The following is a 26,628-nucleotide window of genomic DNA, read 5'->3' as shown; positions in this document are numbered from 1 at the left end:
GAGCCGGACCCGACCTACAGGTTCCACCAATGGAGGAAATGATGGGCTCGATAACAAGAAAGACATGGGCAAAGAAAGCAGCGACGATTGCCGTACTGCCGGCTGCAGTGCTCGGAGTGGCCGGCTGTGGAGAGCAGAGCGTCTATGAAGCCGGGGTGGATCTTGAGGATCCGGACGCTGGTTTCATTGCCGGCGACGAGGAGTCCGACAACTCCCTCGATTCCGGACCCTACGACGAAGTGTATGACCAGAGTTTCTGGGACGAGCTGACGATCTACTTCGGCGAAGAAGTGACATTATCCGCACAAGTCAAGCAACCACTCGACCCACGGGCGTTCACCATCGCGGGTATGGATGACACGACGGTGAACCCGCTACTGGTTGTTCACGACGGGGAGGTTCCACAGTTGGAGCCCGGGCAATCGCTGATCATCAACGGTACTGTTCACGAGTATCTGGACGTTGAGGCGGTCGAGGAGGAGTTCGGCGTCGACCTGGACGACACAGTCTACGAGCAGTGGGAGGATGACCCTTACCTGTTGGCCACATCGGTCAAGGTCGACGCCGCGTCTGCGCCCTGAGTATGGATTTACTCTCGTGGTGGGGCTCCCCCGCCGGCCAGACCGTGACGTGGCTCGTCGTCGTGGATTTTCTGATCCGCGTCGCAGCCTTAGGTACTGTCCCCCACAATCGGCGCCCCTCCTCTGCCCTTGCCTGGCTCGCCCTGATCTTCTTTTTCCCAATCGCCGGTCTGCTGATCTTCCTGCTTTTTGGCAGACTCCGGCTGCGTGGCAGCCGTGCAGCCTTCGAGCACCGCCTGGCCGATGAGTTACGGGGGAACGATGATCCTGCCCGGAAGGAGGCGGAACTCGATGTGCGGCTCGCACGGATCCCACCGGCGGTCTCTGCTGCGGTCACGCTCAACCGGAATAACGGAGCGACCCCGCTGACGGCAGGAAACGAGCTGACCCTGCACACCGACTACGACGAAAACCTTGAGGCAATGACGCGGTGTGTAAAGCAGGCGGTGTCCTTTGTGCATGCGCAGTTCTACATCGTCGCCGCCGATTCCACGACCGACCGCTTCTTTGTTGCCCTCGAAGAAGCACATGCCCGAGGCGTACAGGTGCGCGTTCTGCTCGACCACCTGGGCAGCAAAGGTTTCCCAGGTTACCGAGCTGCGGTGTCCAGACTGGATGCTGCAGGCATCAGCTGGCAGAAAATGCTACCCGTTGCACCGCCGCGCTTCCAATACCAGCGCCCGGACCTAAGGAATCACCGGAAGATCGTGGTCGTGGACAACCGGGTGGGTTTCACCGGTTCACAGAACATCATCGATGCGAGCTACAACAAGAAGCGAAACCGGCGAAAGAACTTCGAGTGGATCGACCTGATGGTCGAGGTCGAAGGCCCGGCGGTTGCCCAGTTGAATACCGTTTTCGTCGCGGACTGGTCAGCGGAAACGCATGAGATAGAAACGCGTGAAGATATCCAACTTCAGGCGGCAGCCCCATCGACAGGACCCGTCAGGAACGCGCTGGGCTCCCAACCCTTGCCCAGTTACTGCCAACTGGTTCCCAGCGGTCCGGGACTGGGTAACTCGAATAATCTACGTCTGTTCAATCACCTCATCTACGGGGCAGAGCAGCGCGTGGTCATCTGCAGCCCTTACCTGGTTCCGGACGAGTCGCTGCTGATTGCGTTGACATCGGCTGCTCAGCGCGGAATTGACGTGGATGTGCATCTGGGTGCTACCTCTGATCATGTACTGACCCATCACGCACAGCGTTCCTACTACGAAGAACTCCTGCGGGCGGGGGTCAAAATTCACCTCTATCGACAGCCGTTTGTGCTTCATTCCAAGTTCGTCATCATTGACAGTTACACCTCCGTCATCGCCTCCTCGAACATGGACGTACGTTCCTTCGAGCTCAATCAGGAAATCAGCCTTCTGGTGCTGGACCGGCGCATTGTGGGCGAACTGAAAGAACTGGCCGCGCACTACGCCGCTGAAAGCAGCAGACTGGACCTATCCTCGTGGAGCAAAAGACCCTTGCACCAGAGATTTTTCGACAACGCGTGCCGGCTCACGGCGAACCTACAGTAAGCGCACAAGAAAGGCTGATCCAGTGCATACCCACAAGCACAGCAACGACGCCCACCACCGTTGGCGGCGAATCGGCGACGTCGTCAGGATCGCTTCGATCATCAGCATTGTGCTCGCCGTGCTCTGGTATGGGATTCCCGAGATCCTCGCTTTTGCGGTAGTCAGCGCCGGATTGATCGGTCTGCGGCTCGCCCGCCTGGCCGGCCCTTTCGATGCGGCATTCGGCGCTACCATTCTCCTGGCTACGTGGAGCGGCGTAGCCGGTCTCTACGAGGCGATCACCTGGTGGGACATCCTGGTGCACTTCATTACGGCCGGCTCATCGGCAGCGGTGCTCTACCTCCTGCTGGCAAGCACCGAAGTCACTCCCGGTAGCCCCGTCGGCAAAGCCCTTCCGTCACGTTCGATTGTGGTCCTGACCTTCGCTTTCGGCATCACCGTGGCAGTGCTCTGGGAATTCGCGGAGTGGGCAGGCAACGCCTTCATCTCCAAGGGAATCCACGTCGGCTATATCGACACTCTGATCGATATAGCCGTGGGCGGAGCCGGCGCGATCATCGCCGGGATATTCCTGTCCATGTGGAAGGACCAAACCTCAACCATCCAGAGCTCGGCACGACAATGAGTGCCCACCAGCCCACTGGGAGAAGGAGCGTCTGGAGCACCGGTCTGGGTCACGCCGCGGTGAAACTGCATGTGCTCATCTTCGGGGTCTTTGCAGCCGTCATAGCCGTCATGGCGCTGAGCGCTGTGAAGCTGGTTCTCATACCCGTCCTGATTGCCCTCCTGCTGACCGCCGCAATCAGCCCGCTGGTCCATCTCCTCCAGCGTCGCGGGCTTCCGAAATCCGCGGCCACCTTCATATCCCTCTTTGTCTGCCTGGCTGCCCTTCTCGGTACCGGTGCGGCGGTGGCCTATTCCATCTACACCCAGTGGGACGAACTTCGTGCCAATTCTGAAGCGGGGCTCAGCAGGCTTGCAGAGAATATCGCGCGAAGCCCGCTGCCCTTCTCGGAACAGGAATTGCATCAAGCACGTGAAAATGCAGTTCGATCCATCACCGAGGGCATGTCGCTGAGCGATGCATTCGCCGCACTCAACACCGTCGCAACGTTCCTGACCGCGCTGCTTCTCATGATTGTGGTTCTGTTCTTCTTCCTCAAGGATGGCCAGGCCATGTGGTCCTTCCTGATCCGCCCCCTCGAAGGTGTACGCCTGGAAAGGACGCGACGCGCGGGAAAGAACGCCGTGGAAACCATGGGAGCCTATGTCCGAGGCATTTCCATCATCGCTCTCATCGACGCAGCAGGAATTGGGCTGGCCATGGTTCTGCTCGGAGTTCCCCTTGCCCTGCCCCTGACAGCCATCGTCTTCCTAGGAGGATTCATCCCGGTCATCGGCGCAACCGTGACCGGACTTCTCGCCGTTCTTGTGGCTTTCGTCACTAACGGTGCCGGTACCGCGCTCGCCCTCGCAGTCGCCGTCGTCCTTGTTCAGCAGTTGGAGGGTAACCTTCTGCAGCCAATCATCATGGGCAAGAGCGTCAAGCTTCATCCGTTGGTGGTCCTGCTCGCGCTAGCGGTGGGAGCGATCCTTGCCGGCGTCATCGGAGCGATCCTCGCCGTACCCGTTGCCGCCGTCATCTGGACCGTCGTCAAGTCATGGAACACCGAAAGGGATTCCGTATGGCAGCAGAGTTGAGTGATGGGCTGGGCCGGTTCCTCCTGCACAGCACCGTGGGGATGCTCGCGCTGGTCGGCATCGGCTTGGCCTACGAGGCGCTTGTGCCTCAGTCGCAGCTCAGCGAACCGCCCAGCAACGGTTTCCTGAGCGTGCTCGGCGGCGCCGTCGGCTATGTTGCCGAGATCGCAGCCCAGGCCGGATGGCTGATCCTGCCGTCAGTAGTAGTGTGCTTGCTCATCCGCCGTCTCTACGAGTTGGGGTTTTATCTGGGCGTTGTGACGGCAGGTGCGGCGATTCTGGTCGGCGCAGGAATTCTTCTGACGAACGCGCTCGCCGTGTCCAAGGGCGAAAGTACCTTGTTCTCGGTTGGTTCCGTTCACCTGGTTGTAACGTGCGGGGCGCTGCTACTGGTGTTCCTGCCGGTAATCCCAGGCCGGGGCAGATCCTGGACGATCATCGGAATCGTGGTGGCGGCGGCCGCCGTGGAAGCTATCCGAGCCATCACAGGCGCGGTGTCCCTGTGGGCGGTTCTCGGTGGCTGGCTGATCGGCCTGACCTGGCTGTGCGTGAGCGCATGGGCCTTCCGACGCTGGCGCAGGCGGGACGGGCCCTTGCCGGTTCTTCATTCCGGTTTGCCGGTTGAGGACCGGCGCGCGTTAGTGCCGGTTCCAGTTCGGGAACCGCTCCTGCCTGGCGGGGGTCGCAGCGTCCTCATACTTTGCGGTACATGGCTGCTGCTCGCGTGCGCGGTCATCGGGTTGGGACTGCTCATTACAGGGGTGCTTTCTCCTGTCCGCTCCTTCGACCAGGCGGTGGTGGAGTGGTTCGCCGAGAATCGCACCGACACGTGGAATGCTCTTGCCACCATGGCCGGATCGTTCGGAACGACCGGGGGAATCATTGGAGCGCTGATTGTTACCGGAGCAATTTTCTCCGCAGCCACCCGGCGAGGCGCTCCAACGATCTTCCTGATCACTGCCGTGGTGGGAGAAACCGCCCTGTATCTGATCACCGGGGTGATCGTGGGACGAACCAGACCTGACGTTGACCACCTCTCCGAAGGAGTTCCGCCCACCTCCTCATTCCCGTCCGGGCACGTTGCCGCGGCAGTTGTGTTTTACGGCGGATTGGCTCTGTTGCTGCGGGCCTGGACCCGGTCCCGCCTGCGCGACCTCGGGCTGATCCTCGCGCCGCTCATCGTGCTCGGAGTGTTGCTGTCGCGGCTGTACTGGGGCGTGCACTACCCCTCCGACACGATCGTTAGCCTGCTCTTCGCCACCGTCTGGGTTTGGGCTTGCTGGCGCTGCTTCGAACCGGCGCGCGGTGCATCGCGTGAAGAGTCCCAACCTGCACCCGGCACACGGCGGAATCATTCACAGCCAACCAGTCTCCAAAACCAGAAATGAAAGGTGACCCACAAAGCGCCATGCCCACAACTTTCCTCAGTTATGCCCGCCGTTTTCTGGCTACCGCAGTGCTTGCCACCGGAGCAGCCGTGCTCGCCCGCGGTTCATACGCGCGACATCTCCGGCAGGGCACCGTTGCAGGGCCCGGCAGTACCATCACGGTCGACGACGGAATTCAACTCCATACCGACGTTGAAGACTATGCCGACGCCCGGCTTACCGTCGTCTTCGTGCATGGCTTCGCTGCCAGTTCCCAGGAATTCCATGAGCAGCGTGCTGCCCTCCGGGGTGCAGGGCGTCTGGTGCTTTTTGATCACCGCGGGCACGGCTCCAGTGGGTGGGGTCGTTACCGAAGGGCCACCATCGATCAGCTCGGCCATGACCTCGGGCAGGTCATCGATGCGCAGCCGGCCACCATCCCGATAGTCCTCGTTTCGCACTCCATGGGCGGCATGGCCACTCTTGCGCTGGCGAAACAACGTCCGGAACTCTTTACCGAGAGAATCGCCGCCGTAGCGCTTCTGTCGACTGCAGCAGGGCGCCTCCCGGCGACCAACATGCCCCGCCAGACGGCGCAGGCGATGGTCAGGACACACCTGGCTACCGTCGCTGCCTGGGCGCTTTGGCTGACCGCACCACTCATCGACGTGATCGCGCCGTTCCGGAGACAGTGGGGGCAGCGCTGGCTGCTCCACAAACTTTTCGGCGAGCAGGGCCCGCCGGAGAAAGCGGCCGGCATGGTGGAGGACATGTGGATCGGCACTCCCATGTCGATGGCTTCCGCGTTCTACCCCGCCTTTGTCAGCTACAACGTTCCCGCAGCACTGGATGTTCTGGATGACATTCCGGTTCTCGTCCTGGCCGGAACGAATGATCGCGTCATTCCGTCTGAACGCAGCGAAAACCTCGCACAGCAGATCGACTCTGCCGAGCTGGTCCTGGTGGAAGGAGCCGGCCACATGGTGAACCTCACCCATCCCGGGAAAGTGAATGAGGCTCTGCGTGAACTGGTGGATCGAGCCCAGCCCTGACGGCAGCGGTATGGTGTTCCAGACAGTCGCAGTGAGCGAGGAGCGCCGGGCGGCGCCGTCAGGACGGAACCGTGAGCACTTCAACCGAGCTTCCCACCGGCGACCAGGTGGTTCAGGACCTGCCATGGCGGTGGCGCGTACAGGGCAAGATTTTCCTCATCGGCGGTCTCGGGTTCATGTTCGACGCCTGGGACGTCACCCTCAACGGCTACCTCATCCCGCTGTTGTCCGACGAATGGGGGCTGACGCCCGGCCAGGCAGCCTGGGTTGGCACGTCCAACCTGATTGGAATGGCGGTCGGGGCGTTTGCCTGGGGGTCGATCGCCGACATCATCGGGCGGAAGAAGGCGTTCACCGCGACCCTGCTGATCTTCTCGCTCTTCACGGTCTTCGGAGCGTTGTCCGGTGACCTGGTCTGGTTCTGCATCTTCCGGTTCCTCGCCGGTTTCGGCCTGGGCGGCTGTATCCCCGTGGATTACGCGCTGGTCGGCGAGTTCACTCCGCGGAAGCACCGCGGCCGGGTGCTCACCGCCATGGACGGGTGGTGGCCTATTGGCGCTGCGCTGTGCGGTGTGGTGTCCGCGATCCTGATTGCCGCATTTGGAGATTGGCGCTACCTGATGCTGGTCATGGTGCTGCCGGCGCTTCTGGTCTTCTGGGTGCGCCGCTCAGTTCCGGAATCGCCGCTCTTCCTCGTGCAGCGGGGGCGCACCGGCGAGGCCAAAGCCGTCATCGACCAGCTGGTCAAGAGCACCGGTGGGGCTGTGCGCGAGTGGCGCCTACCACCGGCTGGAGACGATCCGCGCCTCACGCTCGGCGGCCTGACCGGCCAGTTCACTGCGCTCTGGCGCTTCAATTGGCGCATCACCCTTGCCGCCTGGGGTCTCTTCCTGTCGATCCTTTTGGTCTACTACGGTGCCCTCACCTGGATGCCGCAGATCCTCATCGCCTCCGGGTACCGCCAGTCAGTGGCCTTCCTGACCACGGCGGGCATGACCGGTATCGGGTTCCTCGGTGTGGTTGCGGCCGCACTCCTGGTTGAGCGGGTGGGCAGGAAATGGATCCTCGCGGTATCAGGCCCGCTATCCGCCGTCGTGCTGGTGATTTTCGCGCTCAACCTTGAGCTGCCGGCTGCGGCGACCGCGTGGCTCCTCGCCTTCGGTTTCACCATCCAGGTGGCGATTCCCGTCCTCTACACCTATGTGTCCGAGCTGTACCCAACTGAGCTGCGGGGGTCCGGGTTCGGCTGGGCGTCAACGGTCTCGCGGGTCGGCGCAGGGTTGGTTCCGCTGATCTTCGGATCCCTGCTGTGGCCGTATCTGGGGCTGCCGCTGACCTTTGCGGTGACGGGGCTGCTGGTCCTGCTCGCTGTGCTGTGGATGGCCTTCAATGCTCCGGAAACCAGAGGCACCCGCATTTGATTTGACACCTAAATGTGATCTGAGACACGCTATGAGGGTTCTTTCCACTCTCTGGAGGTCTCATGATTGCCCGCAACGCCACTGTTGTCGTGCTTGCATCCCTGCTCGCAGCGACCGGCACCGCCCTACCTGCGCAGGCCAAACCGGCCGGCCCCAACAGCCCAAGTCCCACAACCACTGCCGAAGCGCAGCACTCGCTGCGCGCGCCGGTGACGGATGAGAACTTCTACTTCGTGATGGCTGACCGCTTCGCGAACGGAACTACAGCGAACGACGACGGCGGCCTCGGTTCTGATCCGATGGTGTCCGGTTTCGATCCCACCAGGAAAGGCTTCTATAACGGTGGCGACCTCAAAGGACTGCTAAACAAGCTCGACTACATCGAGGGCCTGGGCACCACGTCCATCTGGCTGACCCCGAGCTTCAAGAACAAGGCTGTGCAGCCGGCAGATAACTCGGCCGGTTACCACGGCTATTGGATCACCGACTTCACGCAGATCGACCCGCACCTCGGATCGAATGATGATCTGAAAGCGCTCATCGACGAGGCGCATTCCCGTGGCATGAAGGTCTACTTCGACATCATCACCAACCACACCGCGGATGTCATCGGGTACAAGGACGCTACCCGGATGCCTTACGTTTCCAAGGATGAGGTGCCGTACCGGACCGCTGACGGCGTGCCGTTCGATGACCGCGATGTGGCGGGCAGCGAGGACTTCCCCGAGCTCGATGCGGAGACCTCCTTCCCATACGCACCGGTGCTCGAGGAGGGCGAGGAAAACCTCAAGGTTCCGGCCTGGCTGAACGATCCGACGCTCTACCACAACCGCGGCGACACGACCTTCGCCGGGGAGGACTCCTACTACGGCGACTTCTTCGGCCTGGATGACCTCTTCACCGAGCACCCCAGGGTGGTTGACGGCATGAAGGAGATCTACCAGACCTGGATTGCCGACTTCGGTGTGGACGGATTCCGCATCGACACCATGAAGCACGTCGATGACGGGTTCTGGCAGGAATTCGGCCCGGACGTCCTGAAGTTCGCCCATGACCAGGGCAAGGACGAGTTCTTCATGTTCGGCGAGGTCTTCGACACCACGAAGGACTTCACCTCGCAGTACACCACCCGCAACTCCATGCAGGCCGTTTTGGACTTCCCGTTCCAGGAGGCAGCCCGCAGCTTCGCTTCCCGGGGTGCGGACGCACAGCAGCTTGAGCAGTTCTTCATCGGCGACGACTGGTACACCGACGCCGATTCCAACGCATACAGCCTGCCCACCTTCCTGGGCAATCACGACATGGGCCGCATCGGTGGGTTCGTGGCCGCTGACAACCCTGACGCCGGCGAGGGCGAGCTGCTTGCCCGCGACGAACTGGCACACGAACTGATGTACTTCTCGCGCGGTAACCCTGTCATCTACTACGGCGACGAGCAGGGCTTCACCGGCCCGGGCGGCGATCAGGATGCCCGCCAGACCCTCTTCGCGAGCCAAGTGGCCGACTACCTCGATGATGATCTCCTCGGTACCGATGCGACCCACGCCGAGGACAACTTCAACCCGGAACACCCGCTGTACAAGACCATCGGCTCGCTCGCAGAGGTGACCGAAGAACACCCGGCTCTGCGCAACGGAGCCCACCAGCACCGTTACGCATCCGAGGGAGCCGGGATCTACGCCTTCTCGCGAATCGACACGGAGCGTCAGCGCGAGTACGTCGTGGCACTGAACAACAGCGAAGAAGCCCAGACCGCCGAGATCCCGACCTACATGCCGTCTCGGACCTTCAAATCTGTGTACGGTGACGGCGAGGACCGCGTGAAGTCTGCACGCAACGGAAGCCTCACGGTTACGGTTCCCCCGCTCTCCGCGGTTGTCTATGAAGCAGCCGGACGCATCCCCGCCTCAAAGTCAGCTCCCGCGGTCAGTCTCGCTCAGCCGGCACCGGCGGAAGCTGACAACGGACGCATGCTCGTTGAGGCCGACGTCGACGGTTCCTCCTTCTATCAGGTGTCCTTTGAAGCACGCACGGCCGGCGGCGACTGGACTCCGATCGGAACGGATGACAACGCGCCGTACCGCGTCTTCCACGATGTTGCCGCGCTCGATCCCGGAACGCCGCTCGAATACCGTGCGGTGGTCCTGGACAACAAGGGCCACACTGCCGGCAGCGGTGTGGTGAGCGCCGAGGCGCCTGCGCCGATCGTGTCGCTTCAGGCTCCTGAGGAGAACACCTGGGTACGGGACGCCGTCGAGCTCAGCGCCGTTGCGGATCCCGAGAAAGCAACCCATGTGGTGTCCTTCGAACGCAGCGTGAACGGCGGCGAGTGGGAGGAGATCGGCACCGATAACTCCTCACCGGCGTACACCCTCACGGACGACGTCTCGGCCCTCAACCTGCCCGATGACACGCAGCTGCAGTATCGGGCGGCGCTGGGAGAATCAGTGAGCAACGTACGGACGGTCACCATCGGAGACCCGGTGGTAGTCCAGCCGGCGAACGTGTCAGTGCCGGGAAGCCTCAACTCCGAGATGGGATGCCCGGGCGACTGGGATCCGGCGTGTGACCAGGCGCAAATGACGCTTGACGACGACGGCCTCTGGCGGCTTACGGTGGACCTCCCTGCCGGTGACTACCTGTTCAAGGCCGCCATCAATAGGAGCTGGGATGAGAACTATGGTGCCGGCGGCGGGCTTGGCGGAGGCAATATTCCGCTGGCGCACGACGGCGGTTCGGTGACCTTCACGTACGACCACCGGACACACATCATCACCGCGGAGTAAACCCCGGGCGGCTCGCCCCACGCCATCGAGTGGGCGCCTATGACGGCCTTTGTCCGCAAACGCCGTTATTCGCGCCCACTCGATGACGTTAAAGCGAGGTCTCGGAGGGTGTCGATGAGGAGTGCGCGCTCCTGGATCTTGATGCGTTCGTGGAGGGTTTCCTCGGTGTCACCCTCCAGAACCGGCACCGCGGCCTGGGCGAGGATGGGGCCGGTGTCAATCCCGGCGTCGGCAATCATCACCGTGCAGCCGGTGACCTTGACCCCGTACGCGAGTGCATCGCGGACCCCGTGCGCACCCGGGAAACTGGGCAGCAGGGCAGGGTGCGTGTTGAGGTACCGGTTGGGGAACGTATCGAGGAAGCGCTGGTCAACAATACGCATGAATCCGGATGAAATGACATAGTCCGGCTTGTAGGAGGCAGCCTGGGCCGTCAGTTCCGCGTTCCAGTCCGAGCGGTTGCCGTACTGCTTGAAGTCCGCCACAAAGGTGGGGATGCCGGCAGCCGCGGCGCGCTCAACCCCGTATGTGCCGGGCCGGTCTGCGCCGACGGCCGCAATTTCCACCGGCAGTTCACCGGCCTCCACCGCGTCGATCACCGCCTGCAGATTGGAGCCTGTACCGGACACGAGGACAACGATGCGCATGGGTTCAAGCGTAGTAGGTGGCGGCCCGCGCTGATGTGCCGCGGTGTGTCCTAGGGTTGAAGCATGAACAAACCCGCGCCCTCCGACCCGGCAGCCAGGCCCGCAAAGCCGTCGGGCCAGCCTTCGCCGCCGCCGGACAAGGACATTGCATCAACCCGCGGCCTCCTGCGCGTCTTCATGCTGCTCCTGCTCGGGACCCTCCTTGGCACCAGCTTCCCACTCCCTTGGAAGGTGCTGGGCCTTGTTTTCGGGCTGGCTGCGGTGACCGTCGGCATCCTCGCGCTGGTTGGCCTGGTCCGCCAGAAAGCCCCGACGCTGCTACGGATTTCGACGACGATAGGTCTGGTCGCGTCGCTCTTCCTCACCCTCGGTGCCGGCGCCGCCATTCTGCTGTGGCCAGTCACCGCGCAGTATGAGGAATGTATGGCAACCGCACTCACATCGAAGGCCCAACGGGAGTGTGACGAGGATCTACGCAACCTCGGCGGACTGCTGGGATCCCGCTGAAGCTACCGCGAGTCCCGCTCCAGCAGCGGGCTGACTGCGTAGCCGATGACGACGCCGACTCCCACCTCCGCTGCGACGAAGAGCGCCGTCCATAAGGGATCGGGGCCGATCTCGACGAACCGGCCAACTCCGACCGATGCACGGGAGAGAAACGCGACAACCGCCGTGCCGGCTCCGGCCAACACGCCGATGAACAACCCGAGCGTGACGGTGGATGCCGTGGCGGTGAACCAGCGGGCCTCCACTTTCAGCTGCAGCCACTCGTCGAAGTGGTTTTCTCCCTCGCGAAAGAACCACCAGCCGGCCAGAATACCCGCAACAACCGGCAGGGCGAGGGCAGCCATCCCGTACTCGAGCTGTCCCGAAGGTACCGCGCCGAGGACGGGCAGCGCCGGCAGCGGCCCAGCCGTGGTTGCCAGCGGACTAATGGAGCTTCCGGTGCCCAGTGCGAACCCGGCGCCCGAGGACCAGGCAAGGGTCCAGACTGCGAGGTTGGGAATGAAGCCGAGCTGGCCGATGGTGACGACGGCGCCGCCCAGTATGCCGGCGTCGAGCCTCTCGTAGATGGTGGCGATGGCCGCCCAGTGAATCGCTAGCGTCACGGCGAGCAGCAGCGCCGACAGTCCGAGCGCGGAAAGGACCGCAAGGAACGCAGCACGCACCGCGGACCACACGTAGGACCCGGCCCAGCGGGAATGTTGGCTGGTGGTGGCAATCCACTCCGCGAGGTCCACACCGATCAGGCGCCCCCACGAGCCGGCCTCGCGGTACGCGCCGATGATCAGGCCCGCACCGGCTGCGATGAGCGGCACACACGCACCGGCCGCAAGCGGTGCCGAGGTAACGCCGTCGTCAGCCAGGTAGGCGGCGCCGAGACCGAAGAGTGCATACACCGCGAGGGCACCGAGCAGCGCCTGCCACAGCTGGTCGGTGTAGGAGGCGCGCGCCAACCGCCGCCCTGCGCGCCAGGCGAGGAGGAACGGGACGAGCGTCAGCGCAAGGGGAACTGCCCACAGCAGGCCGGTGCCGCCGTCGGGCCGTGCAAGTTCAAGGGGCGCACCATGCAGTACCAGCCAGGCCTGCGCGCCGAGGTGGAGTGTTCCGAGCGCATCGCGCCCGGCAAAACCGCCCGTCAACCACACTGCGCCGAGGGGAACCAGGACGATCAAAGCGGAGATCACCGCAGCCTGTCCCAGTTCAAAGGCGCCCTGCAGCCAGAGGGGCATCGGCAGCGCACGGGGCTTGGTGGGGAGTTTCATCCCTTCCATGGTGCCACCGGCGCGTGCATCAGCCCCTGAACGACTCGGCGGTGTAGGTCACGGTGACGCCGGTCGTTGGCTCTGCTGGAGCGTCAGGCGAGCAGGTCGGCAAGGCCCTTGATGAGCGCTGTTGCAGCACCGAGGAAGGCGATAACGATGACGGCGAAGCGCGCCTGGCGGTCGTGGATATATCGCGAGAGCCGCTCCCCCGTGAAGATCCCGAGGATGATCGAGACCGGGATCAGCGCCCACATCCAGGTGTCCAGCGGCGGCACCTGCCCTGGGTCGATGAGGAGCTTGACGATCACGGTGACGGATCCGATAACGGCGAAGAACGGCTGCAGCGTGGCGGCGAACGGTCGCTGCGGCCACCGGGAGAGCAACGCGTAGGCGCTCACCGCCGGCCCGCCGACGCCTGCCATGGAATTAGTCAGTCCCGCCGAAAACCCGGCGACCGCCTTGGACCGGTTTCCCGTGACCATCACCGACGAACGCTGCAGCACCAGCGACGCCGTCAGCCCTGCCAGCACGACGGCGGCAACGGTCACCGCCAGCGGCGCACTGGGCAGGTTCACTGCAGCAAAGGAGCCGCCGACCGAACCGAAAACGGCAGGGAACGTCAGCCACCGGAACATGCTCCAGTCGATGTCCTTCCACACCCGGGGCACGATGAGCGTTGAGGACACCACGCCGCAGATATTGATCAGGAGCACCCCCTCGTGCGGGCCGAGGATCAGCACGAGGAACGGTGAAACGAGCAGCGCGAATCCCAGCCCGGCAATGCGTTGGGCAACTGCGCCTAGCACGATGAGTCCGAGGACGAGGATGAACAGCGCTATTGTCACGCTGAATACAGTACGCGCAGGCAACAGTTAAGCTGGAGTTAGGCTGGCAGTATGACTCTCGCAGCGACGGCACTGAACACAGCGGACTGGCGTCGGGAGGTCTTCGCGCTGTATGCCGAAGTCCGTGATGCGGCAGCCGCCGGCTCCCCCGCGCTGGCACACGCTCACTGGCGCACCGGACGCGACCGGCTGTTTGCCGGGCACCCTGCGTCACCGCTCTCGCATGCGGCCCGGCAGGCCTTCGCCGGCCTGAACATCGCACCATATGACCCTGCCTTCCGTTTCGAAGCTGACATTGACGACGACGGCGCCGGCCAGCTGATGGAGGTTCCCACCGGTACCGACGGGGTGGTCCCTTTCGAACGGCTGGGGACGGTTTCCCTTGACGGCGGAGCCTCCGGCGGCGTTGGCCGGCTCGCACTGTGGCGGCTGAAGTCCTACGGCGGCGGGCTCTTCCTCCCGCTGAGGGACGGCTCGTCCGGTGTGGATGGCGGGAGTTACGGCGGCGGACGGTACGTGTTGGACACCATCAAGGGCGCACACCACGGCGAGCGCGGCGGGCGGCTGATCGTCGACCTGAATTTCGCCTACAACCCCTCCTGCGCCTATGACGAGGAGTGGGCGTGTCCGCTCCCCGGCCCGGACAACCGGCTGGATGTCGCATTGCCGGTCGGCGAGCTGTACACCGCCTATTGAGTTGTACACCGCCTCTCAGTTGTACACCGCCTCCTGAGGCAGAGTTCATTCACGCGCAACCTCCCGCTCGCCGGGTGCACAGAACCCGCTGCCAGTATCGGGAGCGTGAGAGTCGCAGTGGTTGCCGAATCGTTCCTTCCACACATGAACGGGGTGACCCACTCCCTGCTGAAGGTGCTGGCCCACCTTCGTAGCCGGGGTGATGACGTGCTGGTGATCGCGCCGTCGTCGTCATGGTTGGACAGGCACTCCCGGGCCGTTTCCGAGGCGCCGGCTTCAGTGGAGGGCTATCCGGTGATCACACTGCCGTCGGTGCCGCTGACCGGGTACACCAACGTGCGGCTGGCGGCCGGTACGGTCTCCAGGGTGCGGCGGATTCTCGCAGCCTTCGCGCCGGACGTGGTCCATGTGGCTTCGCCGTTTGTGCTGGGGTGGCGTGCGGTTCAGGCCGCGGAGCAGCTCGGGCTTCCCACCGTCTCCGTCTATCAGACCGAGATCCCCGCCTATGCGGCCCGGTACGGCGTTCCCTGGGCCGAGAACCTGTTGTGGCAGCGGGTCGAGAACATTCATCAGGCGTCGACGCTTACGCTCGCGCCGTCGTCGTTCGCGTTGAAGCAGCTCGACTCTCGCGGTATTCCCCGGTTGCGGCTGTGGCGCCGCGGAGTCGATACCGCCCGCTTCAACCCCGTGAAGCGCGACGGCGGCTGGCGGCATTCCGTGGCACCGGCCGGCACAAAGATCATTGGCTACGTTGGACGCCTCGCCGCCGAGAAACAGGTTGAGGACCTCGCGGGGCTTGACGCTATCCCGGGGACCAAACTGGTCATTGTCGGCTCCGGACCGGCGAAGGAATCCCTCCAACACAAGCTGCCCGGCGCACATTTCGCGGGTTTCCAATCCGGCGAGGACCTGGCAAGGATGATGGCGTCGTTCGACCTCTTTGTGCATCCGGGTGAATCGGAGACGTTCTGCCAGACCATCCAGGAGGCTATGGCATCAGGAGTTCCGGTGATTGCAGTAGGCCGCGGCGGTCCGCTGGACCTGGTTGATTCCTCCCGGACCGGCTGGCTCTACCCGCCGGGTGAGCTGGACCAGCTCCACGCGGGTGTGATGGACCTGCTCGGAGACGACACGAAGCGCCGGGCTTTCGGCCGTGCAGCGTATTCCGCGGTGCAGGGCCGCACCTGGCCCGTGTTGTGTGAGCAGCTCACGTTCTACTACATGGAGGCGATCGAGGTACACCGGTCGGCGCCGGTCAATACCCTTTCTTAGAAACGCACGTATGTTCAGTTGTCTTGTTCGGAACCCGTCCGGTTCATTACGTTACGAACACTGCTGCTAATTCAGACAAGCGGCTCAACGATCACAAGGGAGTAATCGTGCAAAGGTCTACTGGGGCGTCCATCGTGCTTTCGCTATCTCTGGCCGCAACAACTTTCGGGGCAGTGAGTATGCCTGCCGGCGCGGCCGAAGGCCGAGAGGATCGAGTGGCAAGTCACGCACTTGAGCGGCGAACTCCAATCCCGGATGTGGCGCTTTTGCCGACATCCGAGGAGTCCTATCCTTTCGGCGGTGCGGAGCATCAGCTGGTGCCCGAGGATCTGTCGAAGCAGGGCTATGTGGAAGAGGAATTCCTCGCCAGCGGTAAAGCCAACGTTTACAGCTGGCCGGCTCCGGGACCGGCTGTCGTTCAAACAACCGATGCGCCCTATACAACGCGTGTCCTGGTCAGGAAACCGGCTGACGATTCGCACTTCAGCGGCAACGTCGTTGTGGAGATGCTCAATCCTTCCAATCTCTTCGATCTCAATATCGGCTGGGCGATGACGAGCAGGCAGATTGTCGAGAATGGGGATGCCTGGGTTGGCATCACAGCCAAACCGATCTCCGTTGAAGCCCTCAAGAATTTTGATGCTGAACGGTACGGTTCATTGTCGTTCGCCAATCCGCTTCCGCTGAGCGATCCCCGCAACTGTCAACAGGTAGCCGCCGACAGCTCGAGAACGACCGAAAACGGTTTGGTGTGGGACATCTACAGCCAGGTCGGTGCATGGTTGCGCAGTGATGCCCCTACCAATCCCCTCGCCTATGGCGGGGAGGCCACGCTCGTCGAGAAAGCGTACGGTTTCGGCTATTCACAAACCGGCGGGTATTTGGCCAATTACATCAACGGCGTCCAGCCGCATGTGGTTGCGCAGGATGGTGCACCCATCTACGACGGCTACATCGTGGGCGTGGCCGGCGGTGCCTTTGCCGGCGCCTACCCGATGAACCAGTGTGAGAGTGCGCCGCCGGCAACTGATGAGCGCAGGCAATTTACCGATGTGGGTGTTCCGATTATGCGCATCATGTCGCAGTCGGATTACCTGTTCGGGATTGGTTCACGCAGGCCGGACAGCGATCTTCCCGGCGACAAATACCGCCACTACGAGATGGCCGGCGCTGGCCATGCCACCCCGGACGAGTTGTACTTCTCCGCGGCTCCCGAAGACATCATCGCGGCCGGCCGCACTGTTCCGCCGATGAATTGCAACGAAGGTCCACGCAGCCGTTTCCCGAGCTCCATCTTCTTCAACGCTGCGTTGAAGAACCTTGATCTGTGGGTACGGGAAGATATCGCGCCTCCCAGCGCGGATCCCATTCTCGTCGAGAACGGATCTCCTGTTCTGGACCAGTTCGGCAATGTTCAGGGCGGCCTGCGATCCCCGTTCCTGGACGTCCCAACCAGTACGTGGTTTGGCACAGCGACCGGTGCATCGTTTTGTTTCATAGCCGGCTACGAGCGCCCCTTCGATGAGGACACGATCAACAGCCTCTACCCGACTCACGGATCTTATGTGAAAGCGGTGAAGGAGAATGTGCGGGAGCTGGAATCACAAGGATTCCTGACCAAGGACGATGCGCGGTCCCTCCACCAGCAAGCCGCGCAGGCAGATATTCCATAGGCAGGGAATCATCGGGTAGGCAGCAGGTGACCGCGTTCAGCGATTGCACGCTCGCTGCCTACCCGGTTCCTTGATAGTCAGCACACTGAGCAAATATGGCACACTGGCCGCATGCAGACGTTCCTGCCCTACCCGGACTTCGCAGCCAGCGCCGCCGTGCTCGACCAGGCTCGGCTCGGCAAGCAGCGGGTTGAGACACTGCAGATCCTGCGCGCGCTGGTTCTGCCCGACTACGGTTGGCGCAGCCACCCGGTCACGAGGATGTGGATGGGCTACGTGCCCGCCCTCACCGTGTATGGCCTGGCGATGGTCGGCGAATGGGTTTCGCGCGGCCACGCGGACAGCACTGCGCCGCTGATCAGCGAGTTCGCCCCTGATTCCGCCGCAGCCTTCGAAGCGGGCACTGGCCCGGAACCTGCCATGCCGCCGTGGCTGGGCAGGCCGGATATCCACGTCAGCCACCAGTCCAACCTGATCCAGAAGGCACCCGAGTTCTACCGCGAGCGCTTTCCCGGCGCACCGGAGGAACTGCCGTACTCGTGGCCGGAACCGGAGTTGGAACTTATACCGGTCGAGCCGCTTGGTGAGCGCCTCTGGATCTGGCACGGTCCGATCGACACAGAGGACGGCGATGCGCTCCTGCTTCCCGGCCACCCGCCAGCTGGGCGGGCGGTACCCAAATGGTCCCGGCAGTACGCCGCGTTTACCGAGCTGGCGCGCGAGGGGGATGCTGCCGCCGTCGTAATGGAGGGTGGTGCCCGGTTGCAGCGGGGCACTCTGGGCCCGTTGTCCATTGACCGGGAGGACAGCAAAGACAACGACGACGGCGCGCCGGGCACCGCGCGGCGCCCCATCTCCCTGTCGGGCTGGCTTCGACGCAGCGACTTCGAGTATCCGGCGCTGCTGCAGGACCCGCGGCGGTTCTATGCGGTGGAAGCGTCAGCCGCATCAGCCGGTCCCGAATAACGCCGTCTTCGGGAGCGCTGTTATTTCCGCCCGGTCAATGGTGAATCGATCTGCCTACAGCCCGTACAACTCGAACCCCACCGCAGGGGTGCCGCTGTCCCCGGAGTTCCGGCTGGTGGCCCAGCGAACCTGTTCGGTTGCCTGCTCCTCAACGGGCCTGCTGTCCAGCGCCTGCAGATACCTTGAGTGTGCGGCGAGGGAGAGAATGGCCTTCTCGATGCTCTCTTCGCTGACCTGCATGGCGTGCGTGGGGTTCATGCTCAGGATCGCGGTCCATTTCACCTCGTGGCGGGGGCCTTCAAGGTCGGGGAAGATCCACTCGTTGGCGGCGTCGGCTACCGCGTTGAGCACTGACCGGCCGAGCGCCCGGTGATCCTCGGAGTTCCAGCTGCCCGGTCCCCAGGTGTCCCCGTGATTGAGGGTGACGATGCCGTCCGGCCGGTGTCTGCGGATTGCTGCAGCCAGGTCGCGTCGGAGGTCGAGGGATTCCGTCAGGCGGCCGTCCGGGTAATCCAGAAATTCCAGCACGTCTACGCCGACCCGGCAGCATGCCGTGCGCTGTTCACCCTCACGCAGCGGGCCGCTTTCCTGCGGCGGGAGACCGGCGATCCCGGCCTCGCCCCGCGTTGCCAGCACATAGCTGACCTCTTTGCCCTGCGTGATCCATTCGGCCACTGCGGCGGAGGTGCCGTACTCGGGGTCATCCGGGTGAGCCATCAGCACCAGCGCGCGCTTCCAGTCGGTCGGGAACGGTTCCAGGGTCACAGTGCTCCTTTGCATGGGGTCCTTCCACTGCAGTGCATCCCTTCAGGGATTGCCACGGGCAAGCCGGGCTGCTTGTAGGCAGGCTTATCATTGGAGCAGCAGCCGTGCAACCAATCTGCGTATGCACCGGCAACACCGCACTTTGTTGAAACCGTTGGAGGATCCCATTACAGATACCGCCGCCCAGCATGATGTGTACTTTGGCGCCCCCGAAGTCGAGAATGACACCGAGCTGCTTGAGTCTGCCTCCAGCGCCGCCGTTGCCAGGCTGAATGACCGCGATGACATCACCACGGTCAAGCGACGGTTTGCGCTCATCAATACGGAAACAACACCGCACCAGGCAATGGTGGAGGACCTGCTGTTCATCCGCGAGGCGCTGGAACGCGCCGGCATTGAGTATCTGCTGGTGCGCGGTAATGATGAGCGGCCCGTCGTTGCAGTCGACCTCAAGCACCGCGAACGCCTAAGGGCGGCGCTCGTCGAGGCTTGCCGAAACGAGCCCTTCTACTCACGCACGGTGGACACAAAGCGCCGCACCACCCTGCTGGTGGCGGACGGCGCCCTGTCCCCGAGTGAGAAAGCCCGGATCTTCCGGCTGTTCCGTCCCCGCATTGAACCGATCGGCGGGCTCACGTTCGGCCCTTCGGCAGGTGTGCAGATAGAGCTGTGGTCCCTGGACGGAGACCGCATTGAGCTGCCCATGGAGAACTCACTGACTCGGCGCACCCTGCCGTCGAATGAAGTGGTGCGCGGCTCGGTCACCCGTCACGGCCTGGTCTGGCCGACCATCGACAACATGTTCGCAGACCACGCAACGGACATCGACTTCGAAATCGACCTCGTCTTCACCTGGGTGGACGGCAGTTCGCCGGAGTACCTCGCGGCCCGTGCTGCCCGTATGCAGAACGTTGTAGTAGGTGAGGGTGATGATCATGAGGCCCGCTACCGCCAGATCGACGAGCTGAAGTACGCGCTGCGCTCCGTCTACATGTTCGCTCCGTGGATTCGCCGCATCTTCATTGCCACGGATTCCGAGCGTCCCGGGTGGCTCGCTGACCACCCATCGGTCACGCTGGTTCCCTCCGTGGAGCACTTCAAGGATCCGTCCGTGCTGCCGACCTATAATTCGCAGGCCGTCGAGTGCCAGCTGCACCATATTCCGGATCTGTCCGAGCATTTTCTCTACTCGAATGACGACATGTTTTTTGGCCGCCCGGTGGGGCCGGACATGTTCTTCTCCCCCGGCGGAGTCACGAAGTTCATTCAGGCGGACACGCGCATCGGGCTGGGTGAGAATGATGCTGAACGCAGCGGGTTCGAGAACGCGGCACGCGTGAACCGCCGGCTTCTTCACGAGCGCTTCGGCCGCATCACCACCCGGCACCTGGAGCACACCGCGGCGCCCCTGCGCAAGAGCGTCATGGAGGAGATGGAGAACGAGTTTGCAGAGGAGTTCGCTGCCACGGCGGCGTCGAAGTTCCGCGCGAAAGACAACATCTCGGTCACCAATTCGCTGTACCACTACTACGCATTGCTGACCGGCCGGGCCGTGACGCAGGAATCCGCGAGGGTGAAGTACATCGACACCACCATGCGTTCCGGGTTGCGGAAGCTTCACAAGCTGCTGGACAAGCGCAACATGGACCTGTTCTGCCTCAATGACGGCAGCTTCCCGGAAATCCCGGCGGAAGAACGCGCCCGCGCTGTGACCGACTTCCTCGAGAAGTACTTCCCGGTGAAGGCGCCCTGGGAGAAGTAGGCCTGGGGAAGTAGGCCTGTGCGCCTTCAGACGCCGGTCAGCGTCCTGGCAGGTGCTGCCTCGGCAATCTGGACTCCGGCTGCCTCCAGGCGCCTGCGGGTCTCCTCGCGCGGAACGGTCTCGCCAACCGCTGTATGGGTGCCGATAGGCACCACTGAGTGCACCACCGTGTCCTCATACACGTGAACCAGATTGTAAGCCTGGGCTCCGTCGCGACCGCGGGTGCCGCCGTCGTCGTAGGTGAGGTCCTGGGTGTAACAGGTGGCGGACGCCACCGAGACCGGGATGCCCGCGAACAGCGCGTTGGTTGAGTAGTGCAGGTGCCCGGCCAGGATTGCGCGGACATCCGTACCGCGAATGACGTCGGCAAGCCGGTTTTGGTCGCGGAGTTCCACGAGGACCGAAAGGTCCTGGATGCACGGAACCGGTGGGTGATGCAGGGCCAGGATGGTGCCGTAGGGAGCCGGCGTGAGGAGTTCATTGGCCAGCCAGACGAGCTGTTCGTGGCTGATCTCGCCGTAGTGATGGCCCGGAACGGTGGAGTCCAGTGTGATGATGCGCAAGCCGTTGATCAGGTAGCTGCGGTCAAGCGGGGTTATGTCCGCGGGCTCGTTGAGCAGTTCGCTGCGGAGGGTGGCGCGGTCATCGTGGTTGCCCATCGCCCAGATGACCTCGGCGCCAAGCTTGTGGGCCGCCGGTTCGACGATGTTGCGGAGCTTCACATAGGCCTCGGCCTCGCCCTTGTCCGCCAAGTCTCCGGTGAAGACAATTGCCTCCGGCCGGGATCCGGACGCCTCCAGATCGGCGAAGATCTGGCGTAGCCGCGCTTCGCTGTCCACCGACCCGTAAAGGGGTTCCGGACCACCCACCAGATGGGTGTCGCTCATGTGCAGGATGAAATGTTGCGGCCGTGGGTGCTCGGCCGTCCGGAAGTTCATGATCGCCTTCTCGATAGAGCTCGACTAGCTTTCACTTCATTTAACCTTCATCAAAGCAGAGGCATTCCTACCTTGGGATGAACGTCACACGGCGAGTCCGTTAATACTTTCCCGTCCTGTGGTGAGAGGAATTCGGATCCGGTGCCTCGACGGATTGCTGCTTCCTCTCGTGATCCTCGCACTACCTTCCCAGCGCCGTCACGTAGCATTCCGCAGGTGGAATTATTGGCGCAGTGGTGGGATCGGATCGTTGCAGGCTTCAGCAGGAGCCAGCCACCCGAACTGACCTTGACCGAACTGCTGATCATTCTGCTGGCCGCCGCAGCCCTCTCCATTCCCAAGGCAACGTGGCGCTACTTCGGGCTGTTCAGCACCGTGGTGCATGAACTGGGACATGCGTTCGCCGCCCTGATGACCGGGAGCCGCGTGACCGGAATCCGGCTCAATTTCGACCATTCCGGACTGACCACGTCGCTCGGCCGTCCTGGCTGGCGCACAGCGTGGGCAACTTTTTGGGGATACCCGGTTCCCGCCGTCGTCGGCGCAGTTCTGGTGTGGGCTGGATGCGCCGGCTGGGCGCCGGCCGCGCTTTCGGTAGGCGCCCTGGTGCTGCTGCTGTCACTGCTGTTCATCCGCAATGCCGGCGGCGTACTCATCCTGCTCGGAGCAGTGGCGGTGTCCACCGTGCTGGTGGTGGCCGTTCCCGCCGAATTCAGCGGCCACGCGGTCGTTGCCCTCGGAGTGGCGCTGCTGGTCGGCTCGGTCCGTGACCTCGGCAAAGTGGTCTCAGTCCATGCACGACGACGGCGGGACCGCGGACAGTCCGACGCCTACCTTCTATACCGCTCAACCGGAATCCTCAGCGCTGTGTGGCTCGCGCTGTTCGCCGTAGTCATCGCGGGATCATTCGCTTGGGCGTGGTTGGTCGTCAGCGCAACCGGGCGCCTGGCGATTTCGCTCTAACCCTCCCCGAGCGGCCCCTCCGGCTCGGTGATGAAGCCCTGCTCCACCATGAAATCAAAGGCAACGTCAGCGGGTTCTTCACCCTCAACGTCCACGCGCAGATTCATTGTCCGCAGTGCTTCGTCGGTGAGCGTGGGAGCAACCTGCGCGAACACCTCGGCGAGTTCCGGATGCTCCTCGAGCGTTTCCGTGTAGTAAACAGGAGCGGCGTTGTAGGCCGGGAAGAACCCGCGGTCGTCTTCGAGGATGGTCAGGTCGAGGGCATCGATCCGGCCGTCCGTGGAAAACACCTCACCGAAATTGCACGCCCCGTTATCGGTTGCGGCATAGATGGCTCCGGTGTCGTAGATGTCGATGTTGTCCTCCGGCACGCCGGTCGGAGTGCCGCGGGCCATGCCGTAGTGCGCAAGCATCGGGGTGAGCCCGTCAGGACGCGAGTTGAACTCAGCTTCAACGCAGAAGGTGCGCTCCTCAGGAGGGAGTTCAGCGATCTCCGAGATCGTGCTGATGCCGCCGAGTTCCTCGACTGCTTCGGAACGGATAGCCATCGCGTAGGTGTTGTTCAGAGGCGCCGGCTCGCCCCAGGTGAGTCCGTTCTCCAGATCCGCCTCGTACACAGCCTGCCACTGCTCCTGCTGGTCAGGAATTCCCCGGTCCTTGCCGAGGTAGGTCAGCCAGGCGGTGCCGGTGTACTCCCACGTGACGTCAGCCTGCCCTGACAACATCAGTTCCCGGACCGGCTGGCTGCCCGGCACGTTGGTCAGATCCGTCACGTCGAAGCCGGCGGCCTGCGCGGCGAGAACGCCGATTTTGCCGAGAATAAGCTGCTCCGTGAAGTTTTTTGATGTCACGGTGAGCGGTGCCCCGTCAACCACTTCGGTAATGCTGCCCGGTCCGGCCGCCGGTACATAGGACGTGGCCGGTTGCAGGCCGCACCCGGTTGCCAGCAGCCCGGCAGAAAGTACGACGGCGGTCGCCGCACTTTTGCGTGCAGCGGCCGGGAGAGAGAATGATTTCAACATCTAGAGTCCCTTCGGACGGGCGACATGTTCCACAACACGCCCGATCCAGTCGACAAGAAGTGCAAGCAGCGCCACCAGGATCGATCCTGCGATCAGCACATTGGTAAGGCTCAGGTTCACGCCGGTGACGATGAGGATGCCCATGCCTCCTCCATTGATGAAGGCGGCCAACGCTGCGCTACCGACCAGCAGTACAAGCGCCGTTCGGATTCCTGCGAGCATCACCGGCACCGCCAACGGGAGCTCCACTTTGAACAGCACAGCTACCGCGCTCATCCCCATCCCTTTGCCTGCTTCCACCAGCCGGGCGTCCACCTGCGTGATGCCCACCATGGTGTTCCGCAGAACGGGAAGGATCGCGTAGAGCACCAGCGCTATCACGGCTGCAGTAAAGCCGAAGCCGACAGCGATTGCCAAGAGCACAACGAGGCCGATGGCCGGCGCTGCCTGGCCAATGTTCGCGACGGCGAGCACCGGCCCCGTGAATTTCTTCAGCGGCGCACGTGTGAGCAGGATGCCGAGCGGGATGGCGATCAGCAGTGTGATGACTGCAGACACGGCGGTCAGCGCCAAGTGGTCGATCGCGTATCCGAAGAGTGCATCCGGCGCCAGCGTAATCAACTCGGTTTCCGAGAGGTTTGCGGTCAGCAGCCAGATGACCACCGCCGCGAACACTGCGGCGATACCTGCGAGCTGCAGGATCAACGGCCGCCATGATGGGCGCTTCACCTCGGAGTGGACGTTGGCGGCGTCCTCGGACAGAGGCTCCTGCGGCGCTTCCGGCTGAACTGTTGAGCTACTCAACGGGACGCTCCCCCGGGTTGGATGACGGGACGTTGGATGACGACGCAGTGGAGGTCGATGTGTGGGATGACGACACACGGACCGTGTCCAGCGTCCCCGTGTTGATCCCCACCGGACGTCCGTCTGAATGCGCCGTCATGGCGTGCTTATGCGCCCGGGTGATCGCGTCCATCACCGTTTCGACATCGATGACCCCAAGGAACGTATCCCGCCTCCCGGTCACCAGTGCAGCTCCGGCGCTGGACACGAGCATGGTGTCCAGCGCGTCATTGAGCGTGGCACGGTCACCGACCACGGGAAGCTTGGCGTCGACGTCGTCACTCACGGTTTCCAGCCGCGAAAGCTGGCGGCGCGTGAGCCACTGGATGGGCCGGCGTCGTCCGTCAACAACCACGGCGTGGTTGTGGCCGGCTTCATCCAGCCGGGACAGGACGTCGCTGCCGAGATCACCGATAGTGGCGACGACGGCGTCCGCCAGTTCCACTTCGTTGACACGGGTCAGCGTGAGCTGCTTCAAACCGGCTCCTGAACCGATAAAGTTTTCAACGAAATCGTTGGCCGGGTCGGCGAGAATCCGCTCAGGGGTGTCGTACTGGACGAGCTGCGCTCCCTCGGTGAAAATGGCGATCCAGTCGCCGAGCTTCACTGCCTCATCGAAGTCGTGCGTGACGCAGACAATGGTCTTCTGCAGTTCTTCCTGAATGTTCAGGAGCTCATCCTGGAGACGCTGACGGGTGATGGGGTCCACAGCCCCGAACGGCTCGTCCATGAGGAGGACCGGCGGATCGGCGGCGAGCGCGCGTGCCACACCAATGCGTTGCTGCTGCCCACCGGAAAGCTCTTTGGGGAAGCGGTCGCGGTAGGTTGCCGGATCGAGGGATACAAGCTCCAGGAGTTCGTCGACGCGGGCAGCGATCTTCTCCTTGCTCCATCCAAGCATCTTCGGCACAATCCCGATGTTGGTGGCGACCGTCATATGGGGGAAGAGCCCGCCAGCCTGGATGACATAGCCGATCCGCCGTCGAAGTGCGTCGCCGTCGATGTCCGTGACGTCGTCGTCGTCCAGGACAATCCGGCCCTCGGTAGGTTCGATGAGCCGGTTGACCATCTTCAGGGTGGTGGTCTTGCCGCAGCCGGATGGGCCCACCAGCATGACGATCTTGCCGGCCGGGATCTCCATGGTGAGTCCGTCTACGGCCGGCTTGGCCTGCCCGGGGTAACGCTTGGTCACCTTGTCGAGCAGAATGCTTGCACCGGTAACTGCATTTCCGTTTGCGGCGGTATTTTTGGGCTTTTCGATGGTGTCAGACACGGATACCTCGCGGGGTTGTGATGCGGCCGAGGCCGACGAGTAGAAGGTCAAGGATGAGGGCCAGAATGATGACGGCTACAACGCCGGTGATGACCGACTCGAGCGAATTTGCGCCGCCCAAACGGGACAGGCCGGAGAAAATGAAACCGCCGAGACCGGGCCCGAGGGCATAGGCGGTGATGGCGGCGATGCCCATCACCATTTGGGCGGAAACGCGGATCCCGGCAAGGATCACCGGCCAGGCCATAGGCAGCTCCACCTGAACCAGCGTTCGGAACCTGCTCATCCCAATCCCACGGGCGGATTCGATGACGGCCTTGTCGATTCCCGTCAGTCCTACGACGGCGTTGCGCAGTATGGGCAGGGCGGCAAAGAAGGTGACCACGATGACGGCCGGCGTGACACCGAAACCGAACGGCGCGATCAACAGGCCGATCAGCGCGAAGGACGGAATGGTAAGCCCGACGGCGGAAACGCTGTTGGCCAGCGATGTGAGCGCACCGCTGCGGTACACCAGCGCCGCGATGACCACCGACAGTATGGTTGCGAGGATGAGGCACTGAACCACAAGACTCATGTGTTGCCATCCCGAGAACAGGATTTGGTTGAACCTGTCTCCTAGAAATTCCAACACATCAAGACCTTCTTCACCGTAGTTACGTAGCTTTCGTCCGCTGTTCGCAAGGGAACCGTCGACCACCGTAAGCACGTGAAGGTCAAGATAACGTCACGCTGGTATTACGGGGACATCACTATTGGGACA

Annotated in this window: 24 protein-coding genes; 15 read left to right on the top strand and 9 right to left on the bottom strand. The window is 63.1% G+C overall.

Features of this window, described 5'->3' with window-relative positions:
* Positions 1-29: 29 nt before the first annotated feature.
* The 8 genes from ACZ2GY_RS04110 (at position 30) to ACZ2GY_RS04075 (ending at position 10,434) form a co-directional block, all read left to right on the top strand.
* Positions 30-581, top strand: coding sequence for a hypothetical protein (locus ACZ2GY_RS04110; RefSeq protein WP_471673088.1), 552 nt, complete (start codon positions 30-32; stop codon positions 579-581).
* 2 nt (positions 582-583) lie between these two features.
* Positions 584-2,107 (top strand): cardiolipin synthase, encoded by a 1,524-nt coding sequence (gene cls, locus ACZ2GY_RS04105; protein WP_471673087.1) that lies wholly within the window; start codon positions 584-586, stop codon positions 2,105-2,107.
* A gap of 22 nt (positions 2,108-2,129) precedes the next feature.
* Positions 2,130-2,732, top strand: a complete 603-nt coding sequence (locus ACZ2GY_RS04100) for a DUF2238 domain-containing protein (protein WP_277358219.1) — start codon at positions 2,130-2,132, stop codon at positions 2,730-2,732.
* The gene (locus ACZ2GY_RS04095) at positions 2,729-3,808 is read left to right on the top strand and encodes an AI-2E family transporter (RefSeq protein ID WP_471673086.1); all 1,080 of its coding nucleotides are present in this window, start codon (positions 2,729-2,731) and stop codon (positions 3,806-3,808) included. The genes ACZ2GY_RS04100 and ACZ2GY_RS04095 overlap by 4 nt, the downstream gene beginning before the upstream one ends.
* The gene (locus ACZ2GY_RS04090) at positions 3,793-5,196 is read left to right on the top strand and encodes a phosphatase PAP2 family protein (protein ID WP_471673085.1); all 1,404 of its coding nucleotides are present in this window, start codon (positions 3,793-3,795) and stop codon (positions 5,194-5,196) included. The genes ACZ2GY_RS04095 and ACZ2GY_RS04090 overlap by 16 nt, the downstream gene beginning before the upstream one ends.
* 20 nt (positions 5,197-5,216) lie before the next feature.
* Complete coding sequence (locus ACZ2GY_RS04085) at positions 5,217-6,227, top strand: alpha/beta fold hydrolase (RefSeq protein WP_471673084.1); 1,011 nt, start codon at positions 5,217-5,219, stop codon at positions 6,225-6,227.
* 71 nt (positions 6,228-6,298) lie between these two features.
* Positions 6,299-7,648 carry an MFS transporter gene (locus tag ACZ2GY_RS04080; protein ID WP_277358223.1) on the top strand — a complete coding sequence of 450 codons (1,350 nt, stop codon included), beginning with the start codon at positions 6,299-6,301 and terminating at the stop codon, positions 7,646-7,648.
* Between the two features lie 62 nt (positions 7,649-7,710).
* Positions 7,711-10,434, top strand: coding sequence for an alpha-amylase family glycosyl hydrolase (locus ACZ2GY_RS04075; RefSeq protein WP_471673083.1), 2,724 nt, complete (start codon positions 7,711-7,713; stop codon positions 10,432-10,434).
* 65 nt (positions 10,435-10,499) lie between these two features.
* Here ACZ2GY_RS04075 and purN read toward each other — a convergent pair whose 3' ends face one another.
* Positions 10,500-11,081: a phosphoribosylglycinamide formyltransferase gene (gene purN / locus ACZ2GY_RS04070; protein ID WP_346028494.1), complete on the bottom strand. Its 582-nt coding sequence runs from the start codon at positions 11,079-11,081 to the stop codon at positions 10,500-10,502.
* A gap of 63 nt (positions 11,082-11,144) precedes the next feature.
* On the opposite strand from purN, the gene ACZ2GY_RS04065 reads away from it, so the two are divergent.
* Entirely contained in the window at positions 11,145-11,588 is a 444-nt protein-coding gene (locus ACZ2GY_RS04065) for a hypothetical protein (RefSeq protein WP_277358226.1), read from the top strand.
* Between the two features lie 2 nt (positions 11,589-11,590).
* On the opposite strand, the gene ACZ2GY_RS04060 is transcribed toward ACZ2GY_RS04065, so the two are convergent.
* Together ACZ2GY_RS04060 and ACZ2GY_RS04055 are read right to left on the bottom strand one after the other, a co-directional pair.
* The gene (locus ACZ2GY_RS04060) at positions 11,591-12,847 is read right to left on the bottom strand and encodes a cell division protein PerM (RefSeq protein WP_346028495.1); all 1,257 of its coding nucleotides are present in this window, start codon (positions 12,845-12,847) and stop codon (positions 11,591-11,593) included.
* A 92-nt stretch (positions 12,848-12,939) separates the two neighbouring features.
* Positions 12,940-13,692: a sulfite exporter TauE/SafE family protein gene (locus tag ACZ2GY_RS04055; RefSeq protein WP_277358616.1), complete on the bottom strand. Its 753-nt coding sequence runs from the start codon at positions 13,690-13,692 to the stop codon at positions 12,940-12,942.
* A 51-nt stretch (positions 13,693-13,743) separates the two neighbouring features.
* On the opposite strand from ACZ2GY_RS04055, the gene ACZ2GY_RS04050 reads away from it, so the two are divergent.
* The 4 genes from ACZ2GY_RS04050 to ACZ2GY_RS04035 all read left to right on the top strand — a co-directional run bounded on the left by ACZ2GY_RS04050 (position 13,744) and on the right by ACZ2GY_RS04035 (position 18,299).
* Positions 13,744-14,388, top strand: a complete 645-nt coding sequence (locus ACZ2GY_RS04050) for a DUF1684 domain-containing protein (protein WP_471673082.1) — start codon at positions 13,744-13,746, stop codon at positions 14,386-14,388.
* Positions 14,389-14,493: 105 nt separating this feature from the next.
* Positions 14,494-15,660 carry a glycosyltransferase family 4 protein gene (locus ACZ2GY_RS04045; RefSeq protein ID WP_471673081.1) on the top strand — a complete coding sequence of 389 codons (1,167 nt, stop codon included), beginning with the start codon at positions 14,494-14,496 and terminating at the stop codon, positions 15,658-15,660.
* A 215-nt stretch (positions 15,661-15,875) separates the two neighbouring features.
* Positions 15,876-17,333, top strand: coding sequence for an alpha/beta hydrolase domain-containing protein (locus tag ACZ2GY_RS04040; RefSeq protein ID WP_346028498.1), 1,458 nt, complete (start codon positions 15,876-15,878; stop codon positions 17,331-17,333).
* Between the two features lie 111 nt (positions 17,334-17,444).
* On the top strand, positions 17,445-18,299 hold the full coding sequence (locus ACZ2GY_RS04035; RefSeq protein ID WP_471673080.1) for an MSMEG_6728 family protein: 855 nt from the start codon (positions 17,445-17,447) through the stop codon (positions 18,297-18,299).
* A gap of 54 nt (positions 18,300-18,353) precedes the next feature.
* Here ACZ2GY_RS04035 and ACZ2GY_RS04030 read toward each other — a convergent pair whose 3' ends face one another.
* Entirely contained in the window at positions 18,354-19,064 is a 711-nt protein-coding gene (locus ACZ2GY_RS04030) for a PIG-L deacetylase family protein (protein ID WP_471673079.1), read from the bottom strand.
* 121 nt (positions 19,065-19,185) lie between these two features.
* On the opposite strand from ACZ2GY_RS04030, the gene ACZ2GY_RS04025 reads away from it, so the two are divergent.
* Positions 19,186-20,826: a stealth conserved region 3 domain-containing protein gene (locus tag ACZ2GY_RS04025; RefSeq protein ID WP_277358622.1), complete on the top strand. Its 1,641-nt coding sequence runs from the start codon at positions 19,186-19,188 to the stop codon at positions 20,824-20,826.
* 26 nt (positions 20,827-20,852) lie between these two features.
* On the opposite strand, the gene ACZ2GY_RS04020 is transcribed toward ACZ2GY_RS04025, so the two are convergent.
* Positions 20,853-21,764, bottom strand: a complete 912-nt coding sequence (locus tag ACZ2GY_RS04020) for a phosphodiesterase (RefSeq protein WP_404800720.1) — start codon at positions 21,762-21,764, stop codon at positions 20,853-20,855.
* Positions 21,765-21,980: 216 nt separating this feature from the next.
* Between ACZ2GY_RS04020 and ACZ2GY_RS04015 the strand changes: the two genes are divergently transcribed.
* On the top strand, positions 21,981-22,727 hold the full coding sequence (locus ACZ2GY_RS04015) for a M50 family metallopeptidase (protein WP_471673078.1): 747 nt from the start codon (positions 21,981-21,983) through the stop codon (positions 22,725-22,727).
* On the opposite strand, the gene ACZ2GY_RS04010 is transcribed toward ACZ2GY_RS04015, so the two are convergent.
* Genes ACZ2GY_RS04010 through ACZ2GY_RS03995 form a run of 4 tightly spaced genes read right to left on the bottom strand, consistent with a single transcriptional unit; the run spans position 22,724 to position 26,442 of the window.
* Positions 22,724-23,749, bottom strand: coding sequence for a glycine betaine ABC transporter substrate-binding protein (locus tag ACZ2GY_RS04010; protein WP_471673077.1), 1,026 nt, complete (start codon positions 23,747-23,749; stop codon positions 22,724-22,726). The two genes, ACZ2GY_RS04015 and ACZ2GY_RS04010, sit on opposite strands and share 4 nt — an antisense overlap.
* Positions 23,750-24,511, bottom strand: a complete 762-nt coding sequence (locus ACZ2GY_RS04005) for an ABC transporter permease (protein ID WP_471673540.1) — start codon at positions 24,509-24,511, stop codon at positions 23,750-23,752.
* Between the two features lie 34 nt (positions 24,512-24,545).
* The gene (locus tag ACZ2GY_RS04000; RefSeq protein WP_471673076.1) at positions 24,546-25,865 is read right to left on the bottom strand and encodes an ATP-binding cassette domain-containing protein; all 1,320 of its coding nucleotides are present in this window, start codon (positions 25,863-25,865) and stop codon (positions 24,546-24,548) included.
* Positions 25,858-26,442 carry an ABC transporter permease gene (locus ACZ2GY_RS03995; protein ID WP_428831039.1) on the bottom strand — a complete coding sequence of 195 codons (585 nt, stop codon included), beginning with the start codon at positions 26,440-26,442 and terminating at the stop codon, positions 25,858-25,860. Before ACZ2GY_RS03995 ends, ACZ2GY_RS04000 begins: the two co-directional genes overlap by 8 nt.
* Between the last annotated feature and the right edge of the window lie 186 nt (positions 26,443-26,628).

Source organism: Arthrobacter sp. KKT183, from assembly GCF_055657625.1.
Note: the sequence above shows the minus strand (reverse complement) of the source record. Positions and strands in the feature narration are given on the sequence as shown.

Bases quoted from the DNA above. Each gene is read 5' to 3' on its own strand.
- ACZ2GY_RS04110 (WP_471673088.1), top strand. From the start codon at position 30: ATGGAGGAAATGATGGGCTCGATAACAAGAAAGACATGGGCAAAGAAA.
- cls (WP_471673087.1), top strand. From the start codon at position 584: ATGGATTTACTCTCGTGGTGGGGCTCCCCCGCCGGCCAGACCGTGACG.
- ACZ2GY_RS04095 (WP_471673086.1), top strand. From the start codon at position 2,729: ATGAGTGCCCACCAGCCCACTGGGAGAAGGAGCGTCTGGAGCACCGGT.
- ACZ2GY_RS04090 (WP_471673085.1), top strand. From the start codon at position 3,793: ATGGCAGCAGAGTTGAGTGATGGGCTGGGCCGGTTCCTCCTGCACAGC.
- ACZ2GY_RS04085 (WP_471673084.1), top strand. From the start codon at position 5,217: ATGCCCACAACTTTCCTCAGTTATGCCCGCCGTTTTCTGGCTACCGCA.
- ACZ2GY_RS04075 (WP_471673083.1), top strand. From the start codon at position 7,711: ATGATTGCCCGCAACGCCACTGTTGTCGTGCTTGCATCCCTGCTCGCA.
- purN (WP_346028494.1), bottom strand. From the start codon at position 11,081: ATGCGCATCGTTGTCCTCGTGTCCGGTACAGGCTCCAATCTGCAGGCG.
- ACZ2GY_RS04065 (WP_277358226.1), top strand. From the start codon at position 11,145: ATGAACAAACCCGCGCCCTCCGACCCGGCAGCCAGGCCCGCAAAGCCG.
- ACZ2GY_RS04060 (WP_346028495.1), bottom strand. From the start codon at position 12,847: ATGAAACTCCCCACCAAGCCCCGTGCGCTGCCGATGCCCCTCTGGCTG.
- ACZ2GY_RS04050 (WP_471673082.1), top strand. From the start codon at position 13,744: ATGACTCTCGCAGCGACGGCACTGAACACAGCGGACTGGCGTCGGGAG.
- ACZ2GY_RS04035 (WP_471673080.1), top strand. From the start codon at position 17,445: ATGCAGACGTTCCTGCCCTACCCGGACTTCGCAGCCAGCGCCGCCGTG.
- ACZ2GY_RS04025 (WP_277358622.1), top strand. From the start codon at position 19,186: ATGCACCGGCAACACCGCACTTTGTTGAAACCGTTGGAGGATCCCATT.
- ACZ2GY_RS04020 (WP_404800720.1), bottom strand. From the start codon at position 21,764: ATGAACTTCCGGACGGCCGAGCACCCACGGCCGCAACATTTCATCCTG.
- ACZ2GY_RS04010 (WP_471673077.1), bottom strand. From the start codon at position 23,749: ATGTTGAAATCATTCTCTCTCCCGGCCGCTGCACGCAAAAGTGCGGCG.
- ACZ2GY_RS03995 (WP_428831039.1), bottom strand. From the start codon at position 26,442: ATGAGTCTTGTGGTTCAGTGCCTCATCCTCGCAACCATACTGTCGGTG.